Raw genomic sequence first — 16,986 nt, 5'->3', positions numbered from 1 at the left:
AAATGTAATAAAGTGGACTTTATCGGAAGATGTTACTACCGTTTTGAATCATAAGAAATTTAAAACCCAAATAATTTAGGAACCCAAAGGCTTAATTCGGGGATATAGGTAACTAATACCAGCACAAATAACATCATAATAAACAAGGGGAGCAAAGGTTTAACCACCTGTTGAATTTTTAAATTGGCGACACCACAGCCCACAAAAAGCACTGAGCCCACGGGAGGTGTACAAAGCCCAATACAAAGGTTGAGAATCATAATGATTCCAAAATGAATGGGGTCAATACCCATTGCAGTGACAATGGGGAGAAATATGGGAGTAAAAATCAATACAGCAGGAGTCATGTCCATAAAAATCCCTACAAACAACAAAATCAAGTTGATGATGATCAAGATGACAATAGGGTTACTACTAATGCCTAAAAGCCCAGCACTGATTTCTTGGGGGATACTCTCATAGCTCATCACCCAGCTCATCGCTACGGATGTAGCGATCAAAAGCATAACAATTGCAGAGGTCTTTGTCGTTTCCAGTAAAATGGTAGGAACATCCTTTATGGTTATTTCTTTATAGGCAAAGGCCAATACAAAGGTGTAGACAACCGCTACGGCAGATGCTTCGGTAGCAGTAAAGATTCCAGCTACGATTCCGCCTATAACAACGACCAATAATAACAAGCTTGGAAGGGCACTAATGAATCGTCTTAAAAACTCTTTGATACCAACACCTTTTTCCGTGGGATACTTTTTTAAGAAGGAATAAATACCTGCAACCAACATTAAGGCAAGACCAATTAAAATACCGGGTACGTAACCTGCTAAGAACAAGGCTGCAATGCTTACACCACCACTTGCCAAGGAGTAAATAATCAGAATATTACTGGGCGGAATGATAAGTCCAGTGGTGGCACTGGTTATGTTCACAGCTGCACTGAAAGATTTATCATAACCCTCTTTTTCCATCATAGGGTTCATGAATCCACCAATAGCAGATGCAGCAGCTACTGCGGAACCCGAAATTGCTCCAAAAAGCATACATGCAATAATGTTTACAAAAGCCAAACCACCGGGTAAAGGCCCTACTATAGCTTTAGCAAAGTCAATGAGGCGACGTGCGATACCACCACGGTTCATTACTTGGCCTGCGAGAATAAAAAATGGAATGGCCAATAGCGCAAAACTATCCAATGAAGTGGCCATACGTTGCGACAACGTAGTAATAGCAGGAAGGGTAGGCATGGACACAAGTAAGGTGAACAATGCAGAAACCCCAATGCTGTAGGCAATGGGCACGCGCATTGCCATGAGGATGACAAAACTAATGACCAATATCAGTGCTTCCGTATAATCCATTTTTATTTTTTAAATAAGTACGACGTCTTTTAATAAAAGTATCAAGGCTGTAATATGATATAAGTAAACCCGATAAAGGAATGGCGCTGTACACCATTCCCAACGGAATTTCCAGCGCTGCCGATTTCTGCTTCAGTAGAAAGGTTAGGTAACATAAATTAGTGCCACCGATCACCATGACCATCAGAGCAAATATGACGATGGCAAAAGTTACTATTCCTGAATAAAAGATAGGAGCTTTGTTGATGGTCGTAACAGGAATTAGATCAATGGCCAAATGAAGTTCCTTTCCCGTTGCGTATGCAGCACCATAAAGTCCTAGCCAAATCAAGGAATAACTGGCAATCTCATCGGTAAGGGTACTTGGACTTCCTAAAATGTATCTGGAGAAGACCTGCCAGATTACGGATATCAACATGATTATCATGATGATGATAAGCAGTTTCTCCAGTACCAAGTCTATTTTTTTTCGCATTATTTTATTTCCTTAATGGCATGCATTAATTGAGAAGCTTCAGAACCTTCTTCAAACAGTTCATCAAACGCTCTTGTTTTGTTCGCAAATAGCGCTTTGTCAGGGTAATTTACCGCTACACCAGCTTCTTTAATAACCCGCAAGGCCTCATCTTCTGCTTGTGCCCATACTTCTCTTTGATAAATAGCGGAAGCATTGGCAGCCTCCTGCAACCATTTTCTTTCCTGATCATTAAGCCTGTTCCATGTTACAGTTCCTATCAGCAGTACATCTGGAACGGCAGTATGTTCATCAAAACTATAAAACTTGCATACCTCGTAATGTTTAGATGTATGAAAACTGGGTAGATTGTTCTCTGCTCCATCCACTACACCTTGTTGTAGGGCAGTATACAATTCGCCCCAAGAAATTGGAGTAGGAGAGCCGCCCAATTGCTGGACCATTGCAACGGCCATATTACTTTTTTGTACGCGTATTTTCATTCCTTCTAAATCGGATGGGGTAATTATTGGCCTGTCTTTGGTATAAAAGCTACGGCTCCCGGCATCATAAAAACAGAGACCCCGTAGACGATAATTTTCACCCTTCGTCAAAAATCGCTTTCCAACTTCACTATCATATACGTTATGGGAATGTGCTTTATCCCTAAAGATGTATGGGACGCTTAAAACCTTATATTCAGGAACAAAATTTTCCAATACAGCAGCAGAGACCTTTGTAACGTCCAAACTGCCAATTTGAAGTAATTCCAAACATTCGCGTTCCGCTCCCAACTGCCCACTAGGATAAATAATGACCTTTAATTTACCCTCGGAAGTTTCTTCCAATCGCTCTCCTAGATGTACCATGGCTTGGTGCACTGGGTGATTGGTGTCGAGCCCATGGGCCAGCCGCAATATTTTTTCCTCTTTCTGCGAATCGCAGGATAAGAGAATTAAGAGACTTAGCAGACTAAAAAAAGATATTGATTTCAAATTAAGCTCTTAGATTTTTAATAATACCCAAAGCTTTCTTTACTTCGGAAGTAATGTTTTCAAAGGCGCCAGAACTGATGAGTTCTTTTTTAAAGAGTTGGCTGCCCATTCCTACGCAATGTACACCTGCACTGAACCAAGCTTCAAGATTATCTTGGGTAGGATTTACACCGCCCGTAGGCATGATGCTGGACCAAGGCGACGGACCTTTAATCGCCTTTACGAAATCTGGACCTCCAACCTGCATACCAGGAAAAATCTTCACGACTTCGGCGCCCAATTCTTCGGCATATGATATTTCGGTCAATGAGCCACAACCTGGCGACCATGCTACCTTTCTTCTATTACAGACTTTTGCCATTTGAGGATTCAATATAGGAGAAACCACAAAATTACTACCTAATTGCAGATATAAAGAAGTTGTGCCGGCGTCGATTACGGAACCAACGCCCAATATCATTTCTGGAACGGCTTTTATGGCCCATTTGTTCAGCTCTCCAAAGACTTCATGGGCATAATCACCTCTATTGGTGAACTCAAAAACCCGAACACCACCATCATAAGATGCTTTTACGACCTTTTTGCAAATTTCAAGGTCACTATGGTAAAAGACTGGTACCAACCCGGTTTCCCTCATTTTTACTGCTACTTCTATTCTGGAAAATCTTGCCATATATTATCGAGCTACACGCCCGGATGCATCGCCGGACATTAATTTTTCAACTTCATCCACGGTAACCTGATTGGCATCTCCTTTAATGCTATGCTTCAAACAAGAGGCAGCTACTGCAAAATCCAATGCTTTTTGGTCATCACCATCATGGGTAATCAAACCGTATATAAGTCCGCCCATAAAAGAATCACCTCCACCAACACGGTCAACGATATGGGTAATCTGGTATGTGGAAGATTCGTAAAGTGTATTGCCATCGTACAACACACCCGCCCAGGTATTGTGGGAGGCACTAATAGAACCCCGTAGCGTAGTAATCACTTTTTTGGCTTTTGGGAATTTATCCATCATCTGCTTACAGACAGACTCAAAAGCTTTTGTGCTCACGGAATGGCCTTGTGTTACATCAACACCTTTGGGATGGATGCCAAAGTGTTTTTCAGCATCTTCTTCATTACCAAGAATTACATCACAATGCTCGACTAATGGGGTCATGATTTTTTCAGGTTCAATACCATAGTTCCATAGTTTTTTTCTGTAGTTGAGGTCTGTCGATATGGTAATTCCCATACTACTGGCCACTTCGCACGCCTCAAGACAGGCATCTGCTGCTCCTTGGGAAATTGCAGGCGTAATACCGGTCCAGTGGAACCAATCAGCATCTTTAAAAACGGTTTTCCAATCAATCGTTCCCTTTTCAATTTGAGATATTGCCGAATATGCCCTATCATAAACTACTTTACTGCCCCTGGCTACAGCACCGGTCTCTAAAAAATAAATTCCCAAACGTTCTCCTCCCCAATCAATATTATCCACACCTACACCACGTTTGCGTAGTTCCATCATGGCACATTTACCCAGATCATTGTCCGGAAGACGCGTTACAAAATCAACGGGAATCCCATAGTTTGCCAAAGAAACAGCAACATTCGATTCACCACCACCGTAGATGGCGTCAAATGAATTGGTTTGAGAAAATCTTAAAAATCCGGGAGGGGCTAAGCGCAGCATAATTTCACCAAAGGTGACAACTTTTTTCATATTGGATAGGTTTAGCTTTTATTTATTCGATTGAATTGGTCAAGGAATCGCTTTTTTCCTTTTTGTATGAGAAAAATCAAATAAATTTTCCTTACTTTGTGCAATCGATTGCGCAAGTTACTAATTTTTAATTGAAAATGAGACATAAATTCATCAAAATTCATCCATCTGATAATGTGGTAGTTGCGCTGGAAAACCTAGATGTAGGAATCATAGTGATGATGAATGGCGAGAACTTTCAATTGAAGCTACCCATAAAGGCCAAACATAAATTTGCACAAAACGACTTCTTGGATGGCGATGAGATATATATGTATGGAGGCGTAGTTGGAAAAGCTAAGAAAAATATTGAGCAAGGAGAAGCGCTTACCGTTGATAATGTTTCGCATAAGACGGAAGATTACGGAGTACGAAAGCAAATCTTTGATTGGCAACAACCTGATATTTCAAAATTTAGGAATAAGACGTTCAATGGCTATCATCGTTCCGATGGACAGGTAGGAACGGCAAACTTTTGGGTGGTTATCCCTTTGGTTTTTTGTGAAAACAGAAATGTGGCCGTTATGAAGGATGCCTTTTTGGAAGAATTGGGTTTTGTGCGGCCCAATAAATACAAACAATATGTCCGCCAGATGGTGAACCAATATAAATCAGGAGCCTCCCCACGAAGCGGAATGGTTTTGGAAGAAGAAACTGCCACATCAACAGCCGTTTTTAAAAACGTTGATGGTATCAAGTTTCTAACACATCAAGGCGGATGCGGAGGTATTCGGCAAGATTCAGAGATGTTATGCGCCTTGATTGCCGGGTATCTTAATAATCCGAATGTAGCTGGGGGCACTATTTTGAGTCTAGGTTGCCAAAATGCACAGATTTCCATTTTGCAGGAGAAATTGAAAGCTGTGAATCCAGATTTTGATAAGCCATTGTATATTTTGGAACAACAGCAAGAGGGTAGGGAAGAGAATCTTTTGCAAAAGGCACTACAAAAAACGTTTGAGGGGTTGGTTGAAGCAAATAAATTACAACGGGAACCAGCTTCTTTGGATAAGTTGACCTTGGGTTTGGAATGTGGTGGTTCCGATGGTTTTTCAGGAATTTCGGCAAATCCAGCGGTGGGGCATGCTTCTGATATTGTAGTCGCTTTGAGTGGAAAAACCATGTTGGCCGAATTTCCAGAGCTCTGCGGTGTAGAGCAGCAACTGATCAACCGTTGCACCAACGATGCTATCGCGGACAAGTTCATTCATTTAATGCAAACCTATGCAGCTTCCGCCGAAGCGGTAGGTTCGGGGTTCGATATGAACCCAAGCCCAGGAAACATTAAAGACGGCCTTATAACGGACGCCATGAAGAGTGCCGGAGCGGCAAAAAAAGGTGGTACATCACCTATCGTAGACGTGCTGGACTATGCAGAGTATGCCACCAAACCTGGACTAAATTTATTGTGTACACCTGGCAACGATGTGGAAAGCACAACCGCATTAGCAGGGTCGGGAGCAAACCTTATCCTCTTTACGACAGGATTGGGCACACCTACGGGAAACCCTATTGCGCCCGTAATCAAGATAGCATCGAACAGTGGATTGGCCGAACGTATGCCCGACATTATCGATGTGGATGCAGGAGAAGTTATCACGGGAGATAAAACAATCGAAGAAATGGGTGAGGAACTCATGGAATTTATCATTGCTGTTGCCAGTGGAAAAATCCAAACAAAAGCACAAGTATTAAATCAAGATGATTTTATTCCTTGGAAAAGAGGAATATCACTTTAAACTAAAATATGAACCAACTTTTTAATGTAAAGAACAAGATTATTGTAATTACCGGAGGAACAGGTGTATTAGGGTCGGAGATGGCAAAATACCTAGCAGATGAAGGAGCTCATGTGGTAATTATGTCGTACGCAATCGAAGGTGCCCATGAACTCAAAGATGCGGTTGAATCCAAAGGTGGAGCGGCCAGTATTATCCTAGCAGATGTAACCAAGGAATCGGATTTAGAGAAGGCATACGAAGAGCTCAAAAAGTCGTTTGGCACCATAGATGTGCTTATCAATGCGGCAGGTGGCAATATGCAAGGAGCTACAATTACCCCGGACCAAACACTGTTGGACAGCGATGTCGAGGCGTTACGAAAGATTATTGAGCTAAATTATATTGGTACTTATTTGCCCATCAAAACCTTTTTACCCTTGTTTTTGGAGGAAAAAAAGGGAAGTATCATAAACATTTCTAGTATGTCAGCGGAGCGCCCTTTGACACGGGTCATGGGCTACTCGTCCTCAAAGGCGGCAATTGATAACCTAACTCAATGGTTGGCTGTGGAATTTGCCCAAAAACATGGAGAAGGTCTGCGAGTAAATGCCCTGGCGCCAGGTTTCTTTTTGACCAAACAGAACAAAACTTTATTGACCGAAACTGATGGAAGCTTGACTGCACGTGGAAATCAAATTATTTCAAATACGCCTATGGGACGTTTTGGAGACCCTAACGAGTTGTTGGGAGCAGTTCATTATTTATGTAGCGATGCATCAAAATTTGTTACGGGTACGGTACTGAAGATTGATGGAGGATTTGGAACATATTCGGGAGTTTAAAATAAGATTATGAAAGTATTGGAACAAACAATGCGTTGGTACGGACCCAAGGATTCGGTCAGCCTAAAAGATATTGCGCAGGCAGGTGCAACAGGTGTGGTTACAGCTTTGCACCACATTCCCAATGGGGAAGTATGGACAAGGGCGGAAATAAAAAAGCGAAAACTGGAAATTGAAGCGGCCGGTCTGGTTTGGTCGGTAGTTGAAAGTATCCCGATTCATGAAAACATCAAAACTCGAAAGGGAGATTTTCAAATGTATGTTGAAAATTACAAAACTTCCATTGAGAATTTAGCGTTGGAAGGTGTACGCACCATTTGCTACAATTTTATGCCCGTGTTGGATTGGACACGTACCAATCTGTTTTACGAACTGCCCAATGGTGCAAAAGCACTCCGATTTGAAAAACAGGCTTTGGTAGCTTTTGATTGTTTTATTCTGAACCGTCCAAATGCAAAAGCGGACTATACAGAAACAGAGCTTGAAAAAGGAAAAGCCTATTTTGAAAGTTTGAACGAAGCTTCAAAGAACACTTTAATAAAAACGATCATTGCAGGATTACCAGGAAGTGAGGAAGGCTATACCTTAGAGCAATTTCAAACTATTTTGGATAGCTATGAAGGTATCGATGCCAAAAAATTGGCTGAACATCTTACGCTCTTTCTCAAGGAAATCATCCCTGTTGCGGAAGCACATCATGTAAAAATGGCAATACATCCAGATGATCCGCCTTTCCCTATTTTTGGATTGCCACGAGTGGTCAGTACGGCGTCTGACATCAATCGAATGATGACAGAAGTACCGAGTTCATCTAACGGCATTACCTTTTGTACTGGCTCTTTTGGTGTCCGTAGCGATAATAACCTTCCTCAAATGATTCGTGATTTTGGTGCGTATATCCATTTTGTCCATTTGCGAAGTACGCAACGCGATACCGAAGGAAACTTCTACGAAGCAAACCATTTGGAAGGCGATGTGCCTATGTACGATGTGATGAAAGCACTTTTGGAAATACAGCAAGAACGAAATACTTCTCTTCCCATGCGGCCTGATCATGGCCATCAGATGTTGGATGACCTCGACCTTAATAAAAAAACCAATCCTGGCTATACGGCAATCGGACGGCTAAAAGGGCTTGCTGAGCTTAGGGGTTTGGAGTATGCCATTGTACAAGGTATGGGATAATCATTTTAGTCGTTGATTTTGTAATCGTACTTTTTCTCCATTTCATCATAAAAAGCTTTCAATGTATGAAAAGCCTTTTTCTTGAACCCATTTTCCGAGATGAGTCCTTTTCGATTCCAGCCGTCCTGTATCAAGGGTAGGTTTCTTCTGGGAGAACGGAAATCCACTAAAATCCAGGGTGTCATGCCACGCAACGTTGAAATTTTTTGTAGCATGTTCAATTGTTCTTCGTAGAGGTATTCCTGATATTCCTCCGTCCAACGGGTCAACTTGTCACCATGATGGTTGTACAAGGCCCCACCGCCAAATTCGCTTACGAAAAAAGGTTTGCTTTCGGGCAAGTCCCATGTAACCTCACCACAACGGGATGGTAAACCGGAATACCAGCCAATGTATTCGTTACAGCTAAGAATATCAACATCTTCGGCAAATGGATCGGGAATTTTTACAGTATTTGCGGTACTTTTTTCATCGCGTTCCAATGCGGCACTAATAAAACGGGTATCATCGATTGCCAGGGCGATATCTTTCAATTTCCGAAGAAAAATGAGCCTTGATTCTAAATCAGGGGTTTCATTGGCAACGGACCAAACAATGACACTAGCTCTATTTTTATCACGATGCACCAAGGTCTCCAATTGTGATTTTGCTTGAGCAAAAGCCGTAGGGTTTTCGTAGTCAATTCCCCAATACACCGGGATTTCTTCCCAAAGTAATAGACCTAGCTTATCTGCCAATCTGGGCATATTTTCATTATGTGGATAATGTGCCAAACGTACAAAATTACAGTTGAGTTCCTTCGCCCATCCAAAAAGCATCTTGGCATCTTCCATAGATTTTGCCCTTCCTATTTTAATCGGATTTTCTTCATGAAGACTAATACCTCTTAAAAAAATGGATTTACCATTCAGTAAAATATTGGCCCCTTCGGTCGTTATCGTTCTAAATCCAATCTGGTCTTTAAGCGTATCCGAACCAGAGGATAATGAAACTTCATAAAGTTTGGGACGCTTGGGATACCATTTCTTTAATTTTTTGGCTAGTATCGTTATTTGTGCCCTTCCATCTGTATCCGTTATAAAAGTTTTATTGATTTTGGCTTCAGGGATTTGAATGGTTACAGACTGTCCTGAAGTCGCATTGGAAACTTGTACATATCCCTTAATTTGATTTGGATTGTCTTTATCCAATTGTAAACTATAATCCTGAATATGGGTTTTGGGTACTGAAACTAGTTTTACCTCTCGCGTAATTCCACCGTAGTTCCACCAATCCGTGGTGTAATTGGGCACGCGATGTTTTTCCCTGCGGTTGTCTACACGAACAACCAATGAATTGCCCTTAGTTTTTAATTTATTGGTGATGTCAAAGTTAAAAGGGTCGAATCCACCCAAGTGCTGACCTACTTTTTCTCCGTTGAGGTATACATCGGTCTGATAGTTGGCCGCACCAAAATATAGGAAGGTGAGTTGGTTTGTATCAACCGTGTAATCAAATGTAGTCCGGTACCAAATGGCGCCCTCGTAGTATTGTAATTTTTCAAACTGACTGTTCCAATCACTTGGCACTATGATTTCTGGGGAGGTGTTAAAGTCATATTCTACACGGTCCCAGCGTTCTTCAATGACTTTGTCCGTGTAATAAGGTTTAGCAGAAGCTTTCGTGGATTCTGCTTCATCAAAGGGAGTCCAGTTTCTATGATTTCTATAACCCGTATCGTATGGGTCTATAACGTATTTCCAATTCCCGTTCAAAGAAGTGGACGGGCGATTATAAACATTTTGTAATAAGGGTTCTTGTGCGTCAATCTGGATAAAAGCAAAAGATAACAAAAACGATAGTGCGCCTAATTTGCAAAGGGATATATTTAGAGTTGTTGAGATTCTATTTTTCATTGGGATTCTAGCTTTTTGTCGATGGTTTTGCTGTTGATTTTGACATTGTCAAACAATACGCCCGTCGTGTTTTTGACGGCGATTTTAGTATTGGTATCGGTAATGGCTATATTTTGAAAAAAGATATTTCGAATAGGTTTTTCGGGCCTTCCGTTAACCGTTATGGATTTTTCCAAGGCAGATTTAATAGAGATATCCTGAAAGTAAAAATGCTCATAGCGCGTGAAATTCTCATTGCCACGCCAACCTTTATAATTGGTAGTGAATTCAAAACCATATTTTACGTCTCCCACATCAATATTACGGACGAAAACATTTTCTATGAAACCACCACGGTCGGGGTTACTCTTAAATTGAAAGGCATGTTTTTCACTTTTGGACAACTTACAGTTTTCTACAAAGACATTTTTGACTCCAGCTGACATTTCGGAACCGATACAAAACCCGCTTCCTACCGCAGTGTTGAAACTATTGTTCCTTACAATAATGTTTTCTGATGGGGGATAGGGCCAACCGTCCTGATCACGACCTGCCTTAATGGCAATACAATCATCATGCGTGTTGAAAATACAATTTTCAATAAGCACATTTTTACAACTTTCAGGGTCAAAACCATCATCATTGGTAGTGCCTAATCGAATGTTCAAGTTTTTGGCCGTGATATTTTCACATAGCACGGGATGAATCGTCCAAAAAGGACTGTTCTTGATGGTGAAACCTTCCAAGAGAATGTTTTTGCAGTTGATGAACTCAATGCCCGAAGGACGCAGAAAGTGGCCTTCACCAAAAATTCTTTTCGATAGCGGAACTTGGTCATTGCCCATTTGCCTGAGTAGTTTTTTATCTGCCGCTTGTTTGTTTTTCCAATCTGCCCAGTATGGTTGGGTCTGCCCATTGATTGTTCCCTTTCCAGTTATGGCAATATTTTCAGCATCAATGGCGTAAATCAACGGGGAATAATTCATCAAAAATGTCCCTTCCCATCTCGATTTTACCACAGGAAGGTAATCTTCAGGATTGGGAGAAAATAGAAGTATTGCACCTTCACTTAAATGAAGGTTGATGTTTGATTTCATAAAAATGCTACCCTTTGCATTATAAATGCCAGGGCGCACGGAAATAATTCCGCCACCCGCATTGGATAAATCGGTAATATGGATATTCAATCTATCCCTAAAATCTAAAGTGTCCGTAATATGTACTATGGTGTCTTTGAAAGCTGGAGGATGAATAGCTTCCAGAATAGCAGGATAGGTCTGTTCCCAAGCTGCTTTTATATTTTGTTGGGCAATTTCTTTCGTAAAGTCGTCTTTGGTTTGGGTTTTACAGCTTAAAAGGCATACAACTAAAACTAAAGGAATAATACGGTACCGTTTCCTCTCAAATATCCACTTTCGCAGATATGATATGATATGTTTTTTATTGAAACTCATATTGGTATACATTACTTAAAAACCGTAATCCAAAAGCAGTAGCTATATCTCGATAGATCAGTTTTAACTGTCCATTGCCCTTGGCTTTTTGTCGGATTTCAAAATAACCTCCGGCCAGATTCTTGTCTGGATGATTTGAAGGGAACTGATTTTTGAGTGTGAAATCAAGTGCTTTCTTTACATTTTCGATAAAATCCGGCTTTCCCAATTCCAACAATCGCAGCCAAAGAATACCGGCAAAGGAAATTCCCGAGCCACATGGAGAGCGTTCGTCAACACTGCCATCAGTATAGCTGATGTAAAAAATCGTTCCATTTTTTTGTTGAATAGCTGCTAATCCCTTCCCGGTTTTCATGGCTGCATCCAGATATTTTTGATTTTTGGTCAGCGTAAAAGCTTCAATTAGTGCTTCGGCATTCCATGTATTGAAACGTGCATGGATTTTCCCTGTTTTTGGATCATTGGGTTCAAAATCCATCCAAAATCCATTGTCACTTTGTTTTTCTATGAGGCCATCACAAAGTTCCAAAAATGCCTTTTTGTACCGTTCTTCGCCATTAAACAGGTATATATCTTTCCAAAGGTATCCTTCTGCATTTGGGCGGGCTACTTGTTTTATAGTGATTTCGTGACCTTGATGCTGGGCATGTGGACTTTTGTTCTTCCAAATTTCACCAGTTTTCGGGTCAACTATGTTGTAGCTTAATTTATGCTCAGGCAAGTAGAGATTATCGAGAATCCAACTCCCTGCAGAAGTAGCTACTTCTGCATATTTTGGGTTTTCGGTAGCTTCGGTCAAATCAAAAAGTCCAGGGGTGCCATCGGTAATTGTAGTGGTATTTATAAGGTTGCCCACGCTAGCCCCATGGACAGCATTTAGATAACCTTCCAGTTGATGCCCTTTTGGGAATTGAAGTGAAACCCACCAGTTACCAGCTTTAATGGCATATTCCAGTGCTTTGGAATCTTTTGTAACATCATGGGCGGCAAGTAATCCTTGAATCAATTGCCCCGTGTGCCACGCAGGTTCATATTCCATCCATCTTCCCGATATCATTTCATAATCGCCTTTTGACTTTCCTTCTTCTTCAAGACAACTTTTTCCGGCATGGGCAATTGCATCGTTTAATGAAGCTTCGATTTCCTTTTTGTACGATTTATCTAGGCCCAGCTTTTGTTCTTGCGCACATGCAAGAAAACTTATGGTCACTAAAAAGCTAAAGAATAATTGAGCTCTCATGGTGCAGTTAGGGTATTGATCTGGACAGCAATAGTATCAACGGAAGCGTTATAAGTCCATAAAAATGGAAAAGATACTTGACTGCTGCGTTCAACTTTTACATTCTTCATCCGCACATTTTCGGCATTTGCAATAATGAAGTTTGCTTTTTCATTCACAAAATTTGAAGTACTCGGCCAATGTTGTATCGATTTATTTCCTTTGGGCTTGTCCCATTCAGAATTATCCAGTGTTTCTTTGATAGTAATCTCCATACCAGTTATTGAGATGTTTTGAATGTATTGTTCTGGATGTCCGGACAGATAGAAAATTCCTTTTGTGGAGATGTTACAATTTTCAAAATGGATATTGGTTATTTCACCAGGTGCAGAATCAGCTTGTCTTTGATGGATATCCATGAAAATACCATATTCTTGATCATGTCTAGAACCTGTTTCAGCATCAATTCTATTGAAAATTACATTTTCATAACGACCACTATCCATCATAAACAAAGCCATGGCATAGCGTGTTTTTCGTATCGTTATATTTTCAAACGTAATATTTTTTGTTAGATGGCCACTTCCCGTACCCAGTTTCAGTGCGGAATCATCACTTTCGATATAACAATCTTTTACCGTAATATTTTCAGTGGTTTTTAATCTTGAATTGCCTTTGGCATCTGTTAATTTCTCCTCTTTTTTGGTGTTTTTTATACAGATGGCGTCATCCCCGGTTCGAATATCACAATTTGAAATGGTTACATTTTTGGAATTACGGATATCGATTCCATCCGTGTTTGGACTTCTGGGGTCATTTTCAATAAAAATATTCGATACTGATACTTTGTCGCAGTAATCAAAGTTAAGGGTATGGGAAGGACTATTGGTAAATCTGACACCAGTTACGGAAACATTCTTTGAATCTTCGATTACAATCCAAGGCTCTGGTCGTTCAGTGTAGTTCCAATCCTCGTCAAAAAAAGACAGCCCATTACCATTAATGGTTCCAGTACCTGTTATCGAAAGGTTATCTGCAAAGGATGCTTTTATAAATTCCTCGCTAGTATAATCTTTCATGGTATTACTGGCCAATAGCATAGCACCTTCTTCCAAGTGAAAAATAATATTTGGACCTAAAATAAGGCTACCTGTATAAAAAGTTCCCTCGGGTACAATTACCTTTCCCTTGGTTTTAATAGCTCTATTGATAGCTTCTTGAATAGCCTTGGTGCTCAATGTCTTTCCATCTGCAACCGCACCATAATCAAGAATGTTGAATTCATTGTCAGTTGATTTTTGGCAGGTCATCAAAATCAATAAAGGCAAACTAAAGAAAAGGGGCAAGGATTTCATTATTTGGTATACTTTTTATCATAGGCCCTTACCTGGTCTTCATCGACTTCGACCCCTAAACCTGGACGATCACTAATATAAAGTCTTCCATCTTTAAATTCTGGAAAACCGGTTAACGTATCAAATGCTCCTGGAGCTTTTTCTCGGAGTGCAAATTCCTGGGGTTCTGTTGCCATTTTTGTGGCGCAGACCCAGTGAAGCATACATACCGTACTTAAAGAAGGCCTTGAATTGTGCGCCACCAACTTTACATTTTGGTTTGCGATATAATCCCCAATGCGTTTTCCACCCGTGAATCCACCACATTTCAACAAATCTGGGTTTACGGCCCAAGAACCCCCGTAGGTCAGCAAATGTTTTATTTGCTCTACGGTATATGCATGTTCACCAAATACTATGGGAATGTTTACTTGCTCTACCACTGCTTTTATGGCATCATAATCATAGGGTGCCGTGGGCTCTTCCCACCATGCTAAATCGAAAGCCTCTAGCTCCTTACCAAGTTCTATGGCCCTATCTCTGCTATGTCCCATATTGGCGTCCATAGCTAGTTTTATGTTATCACCTACGCCTTTTTTTAACGCGGCGGCAAAAGCTGTGGTATTGTCGTTGGGAGGGTCTTGGTTTTCCAACCCCCATCGCATGCGAAACTTCATCGCATTATAGCCTTCTGCTACTAGTTGTTTTGCTTTTTCCGCTGCTTTTTCTGGTGTAGGGTATACATCTCTTGTAAAACTGGCGTAGATTTCCACGGAATCGCGGAGTTTGCCTCCTAAAAGCTCATATACAGGTTTTTTGGTGGCCTTGCCCATGGCATCGTAAATAGCACAATCTATTCCCGAAATGGAATAAGTCAATAGTCCGCCTGGTCCTAAATCGTATTCGGATTTAATACAAAGGTCCCACGTTTTCTCCGCATCAAAAATATTGGTGCCCTCGTAGTAGTTCTTTAGCGTTTTTTCAATTAATGTCCTTGAACTTCGCTTATCATTGGGCATGGCTTCTGCCCAACCTTTTATGCCATTGTTCAGTTCTACGGATACAAAAAGCGCCTTTCTAAGTAGAAAGGTGTCTATATCCTTGATGATAAAATCATCGTCTTTTGCCATTTCATCGAAACCTAAAATAGTGTTTGCACTCAATTTTGAAGCGCAAGACCACATAGGAAAAGGCAACCCTGTAGCCAGGGTTGCCGATGAAATCATCTTAATGAAATTTGCTCTGTTCATTTACAACTTCTTGAAATTAAAAAAACTAACTTAAACTAATGTATTTATTCTCTTGGAGTACCATCAAAGTTGAGAGTCCAGCCGAGTGTCCAATCATCATCTGGTGAAACCGCACCTGTGAAGTTTACAGCGTCAAAAAATTCTCCTAAGGTCGAGGCATCGGAAGAGTTTGTGGTCGATACGCCTATGAAAGTATCTGTCAATACAATTTCATCCTCGGAATTATTGTTTGCGATATCTCTATAGTCATCCTGCACACTACTGTGTAAACCATCATCATCGCCATCTCCGCCATTACCAAAGACTGCGGAGTTTTTTATAACCATATCACCATTCTCACTTCGATTTCTAAAGGAATTGTCAAAACCGGTAACAATGAAATTGTAGAATTCTCCTTTTGCTCCATCACGTACTTGAACACCCTCTGTATCACCGGGTCCATCGCCAACAACATTCGGGCCTATCACAGTAACATTGGACATTATTGCATCAGAAGTTCTTGGGGATTCGTCCGTATCTCTTCCGTTAAGGCCAATACTATCATCAACATCGGTTATGATTGCCCAGAATTGACCGTTGCCTTCCCATCCATCACTGTATCGTATTCCTCTATCACTGGGTTTTGTAACTAAAATATGCTTTAGGTTTACATATCCTCCCCGCATACGGATACCTGTGTCATCCGAGTTATGTATTTGCACATAATCAATTACTGTTGCACCGCCTACTTGCCTTAATTGAAGTGCTTCATCCCCATTTCCTCCGTTTTCAATTCGTACATAGGTTAGAATTCCAGAATTTCCTCCAAGGGTATCGTCGCCACGTAATACTACACCAATCCAATCACCGTTATCTGGGTCTTCTGGTTGGTCTGGCGCTGCATTTATAGATGTAAAAATTATAGGATCTTCGACAGTTCCTTCGGCAATCAAGGTTCCTCCAATTAATACATTTAATTCCGTGTCTTCATTGATTGCATAGATAGTAGTTCCTGCTTCAATAGTTAGGGTAGTGATGTCATCTACTTCTACTTCGCCATTTAATAACCACAGGTTATCTTTGTCAAACGTCTCATTAAAATTAATCCTACCGGTTACTTGCTTAAAAGCTGTACCGTTAATCTCGACATCTTCGATAGTAAATGCAGGGGTGACTTCAGAAACTATTGCGGTAAAGATTTTTGTCTCTGTTTCGCCCAAAGAATCGGTCACAGTGAATGTAAATGTTTGGGTAGTTCCCAGCAAGTCTTCCGTTATCAAGAATTCTAAATCATAGGTGTCGTCTCCATCGGTTCCTTCGGCATAGTTGACTCTATCAATTATAGTGCCTCCACGTTGTACTACAAATTCCCTAAAGGTGGCAGATGCTTCATAACTTACCTCTACGCGTATAGTTTGCCCAATTCTGAACTCACCGCTTTCTATCGAGAGGTCAATGTTTGGAGATTCAAAAGTTAGTTCTCCTGAAAGGTCATCATCACTACAGGAAAAGTTTATGAAAAGACCTAATACTGTCAGGCAGAATAGTTTTAGACTGTTTTTTAGTATCAT

14 protein-coding genes are annotated in these 16,986 nt (G+C 40.8%); 3 read left to right on the top strand and 11 right to left on the bottom strand.

From position 1 onward, the window contains the following. Window positions 1-59: 59 nt before the first annotated feature. From LV716_RS01670 to LV716_RS01650, 5 genes are read right to left on the bottom strand one after another with little or no spacing between them, the layout of a single operon-like run. Window positions 60-1,355: a TRAP transporter large permease gene (locus LV716_RS01670; RefSeq protein ID WP_163419654.1), complete on the bottom strand. Its 1,296-nt coding sequence runs from the start codon at window positions 1,353-1,355 to the stop codon at window positions 60-62. After that, entirely contained in the window at window positions 1,321-1,830 is a 510-nt protein-coding gene (locus LV716_RS01665; protein WP_163419655.1) for a TRAP transporter small permease, read from the bottom strand. The genes LV716_RS01670 and LV716_RS01665 overlap by 35 nt, the downstream gene beginning before the upstream one ends. Further along, the gene (locus LV716_RS01660; RefSeq protein ID WP_163419656.1) at window positions 1,830-2,804 is read right to left on the bottom strand and encodes a TRAP transporter substrate-binding protein; all 975 of its coding nucleotides are present in this window, start codon (window positions 2,802-2,804) and stop codon (window positions 1,830-1,832) included. The genes LV716_RS01665 and LV716_RS01660 overlap by 1 nt, the downstream gene beginning before the upstream one ends. A gap of 1 nt (window position 2,805) precedes the next feature. Then, window positions 2,806-3,477: a bifunctional 4-hydroxy-2-oxoglutarate aldolase/2-dehydro-3-deoxy-phosphogluconate aldolase gene (locus LV716_RS01655; protein ID WP_163419657.1), complete on the bottom strand. Its 672-nt coding sequence runs from the start codon at window positions 3,475-3,477 to the stop codon at window positions 2,806-2,808. A gap of 3 nt (window positions 3,478-3,480) precedes the next feature. Beyond that, entirely contained in the window at window positions 3,481-4,518 is a 1,038-nt protein-coding gene (locus LV716_RS01650) for a sugar kinase (RefSeq protein WP_163419658.1), read from the bottom strand. Window positions 4,519-4,655: 137 nt separating this feature from the next. Here LV716_RS01650 and LV716_RS01645 point away from each other — a divergent pair, with 137 nt between their 5' ends. The 3 genes from LV716_RS01645 to uxuA are packed head-to-tail and all read left to right on the top strand — an operon-like array spanning window position 4,656 to window position 8,305. Then, window positions 4,656-6,296: a UxaA family hydrolase gene (locus tag LV716_RS01645; protein WP_163419659.1), complete on the top strand. Its 1,641-nt coding sequence runs from the start codon at window positions 4,656-4,658 to the stop codon at window positions 6,294-6,296. 8 nt (window positions 6,297-6,304) lie between these two features. Next, a complete protein-coding gene (locus LV716_RS01640) occupies window positions 6,305-7,120 on the top strand; it encodes an SDR family oxidoreductase (protein WP_163419660.1) in 816 nt (271 codons plus the stop codon). 18 nt (window positions 7,121-7,138) lie between these two features. Continuing rightward, window positions 7,139-8,305, top strand: a complete 1,167-nt coding sequence (gene uxuA / locus LV716_RS01635) for a mannonate dehydratase (RefSeq protein ID WP_205600151.1) — start codon at window positions 7,139-7,141, stop codon at window positions 8,303-8,305. 5 nt (window positions 8,306-8,310) lie between these two features. On the opposite strand, the gene LV716_RS01630 is transcribed toward uxuA, so the two are convergent. Genes LV716_RS01630 through LV716_RS01605 form a run of 6 tightly spaced genes read right to left on the bottom strand, consistent with a single transcriptional unit; the run spans window position 8,311 to window position 16,986 of the window. Continuing rightward, window positions 8,311-10,200: a glycoside hydrolase family 2 protein gene (locus LV716_RS01630; RefSeq protein ID WP_163419662.1), complete on the bottom strand. Its 1,890-nt coding sequence runs from the start codon at window positions 10,198-10,200 to the stop codon at window positions 8,311-8,313. Beyond that, window positions 10,197-11,633: a glycoside hydrolase family 28 protein gene (locus LV716_RS01625; protein ID WP_163419663.1), complete on the bottom strand. Its 1,437-nt coding sequence runs from the start codon at window positions 11,631-11,633 to the stop codon at window positions 10,197-10,199. Before LV716_RS01625 ends, LV716_RS01630 begins: the two co-directional genes overlap by 4 nt. Continuing rightward, window positions 11,620-12,873 carry a hypothetical protein gene (locus LV716_RS01620; protein ID WP_163419664.1) on the bottom strand — a complete coding sequence of 418 codons (1,254 nt, stop codon included), beginning with the start codon at window positions 12,871-12,873 and terminating at the stop codon, window positions 11,620-11,622. Before LV716_RS01620 ends, LV716_RS01625 begins: the two co-directional genes overlap by 14 nt. Continuing rightward, window positions 12,870-14,207, bottom strand: a complete 1,338-nt coding sequence (locus tag LV716_RS01615; RefSeq protein ID WP_163419665.1) for a glycoside hydrolase family 28 protein — start codon at window positions 14,205-14,207, stop codon at window positions 12,870-12,872. The genes LV716_RS01620 and LV716_RS01615 overlap by 4 nt, the downstream gene beginning before the upstream one ends. Further along, entirely contained in the window at window positions 14,207-15,436 is a 1,230-nt protein-coding gene (locus tag LV716_RS01610) for a mandelate racemase/muconate lactonizing enzyme family protein (protein ID WP_163419666.1), read from the bottom strand. Before LV716_RS01610 ends, LV716_RS01615 begins: the two co-directional genes overlap by 1 nt. A 44-nt stretch (window positions 15,437-15,480) precedes the next feature. After that, window positions 15,481-16,986, bottom strand: a complete 1,506-nt coding sequence (locus LV716_RS01605; protein WP_233759208.1) for a hypothetical protein — start codon at window positions 16,984-16,986, stop codon at window positions 15,481-15,483.

This window comes from Flagellimonas sp. HMM57, from assembly GCF_021390175.1.
Taxonomy (GTDB): Bacteria; Bacteroidota; Bacteroidia; order Flavobacteriales; family Flavobacteriaceae; genus Flagellimonas.
The sequence above is the reverse complement of the archived record's forward strand: the minus strand, read 5'-3'. Positions and strand labels throughout refer to the sequence as shown.

What these genes read in the sequence shown, in the direction of transcription:
- LV716_RS01670 (WP_163419654.1), bottom strand. Translation starts at nt 1,355, where the DNA reads ATGGATTATACGGAAGCACTGATATTGGTCATTAGTTTTGTCATCCTC.
- LV716_RS01665 (WP_163419655.1), bottom strand. Translation starts at nt 1,830, where the DNA reads ATGCGAAAAAAAATAGACTTGGTACTGGAGAAACTGCTTATCATCATC.
- LV716_RS01655 (WP_163419657.1), bottom strand. Translation starts at nt 3,477, where the DNA reads ATGGCAAGATTTTCCAGAATAGAAGTAGCAGTAAAAATGAGGGAAACC.
- LV716_RS01650 (WP_163419658.1), bottom strand. Translation starts at nt 4,518, where the DNA reads ATGAAAAAAGTTGTCACCTTTGGTGAAATTATGCTGCGCTTAGCCCCT.
- LV716_RS01645 (WP_163419659.1), top strand. Translation starts at nt 4,656, where the DNA reads ATGAGACATAAATTCATCAAAATTCATCCATCTGATAATGTGGTAGTT.
- LV716_RS01640 (WP_163419660.1), top strand. Translation starts at nt 6,305, where the DNA reads ATGAACCAACTTTTTAATGTAAAGAACAAGATTATTGTAATTACCGGA.
- LV716_RS01630 (WP_163419662.1), bottom strand. Translation starts at nt 10,200, where the DNA reads ATGAAAAATAGAATCTCAACAACTCTAAATATATCCCTTTGCAAATTA.
- LV716_RS01625 (WP_163419663.1), bottom strand. Translation starts at nt 11,633, where the DNA reads ATGAGTTTCAATAAAAAACATATCATATCATATCTGCGAAAGTGGATA.
- LV716_RS01620 (WP_163419664.1), bottom strand. Translation starts at nt 12,873, where the DNA reads ATGAGAGCTCAATTATTCTTTAGCTTTTTAGTGACCATAAGTTTTCTT.
- LV716_RS01615 (WP_163419665.1), bottom strand. Translation starts at nt 14,207, where the DNA reads ATGAAATCCTTGCCCCTTTTCTTTAGTTTGCCTTTATTGATTTTGATG.
- LV716_RS01610 (WP_163419666.1), bottom strand. Translation starts at nt 15,436, where the DNA reads ATGAACAGAGCAAATTTCATTAAGATGATTTCATCGGCAACCCTGGCT.
- LV716_RS01605 (WP_233759208.1), bottom strand. Translation starts at nt 16,986, where the DNA reads ATGATACTAAAAAACAGTCTAAAACTATTCTGCCTGACAGTATTAGGT.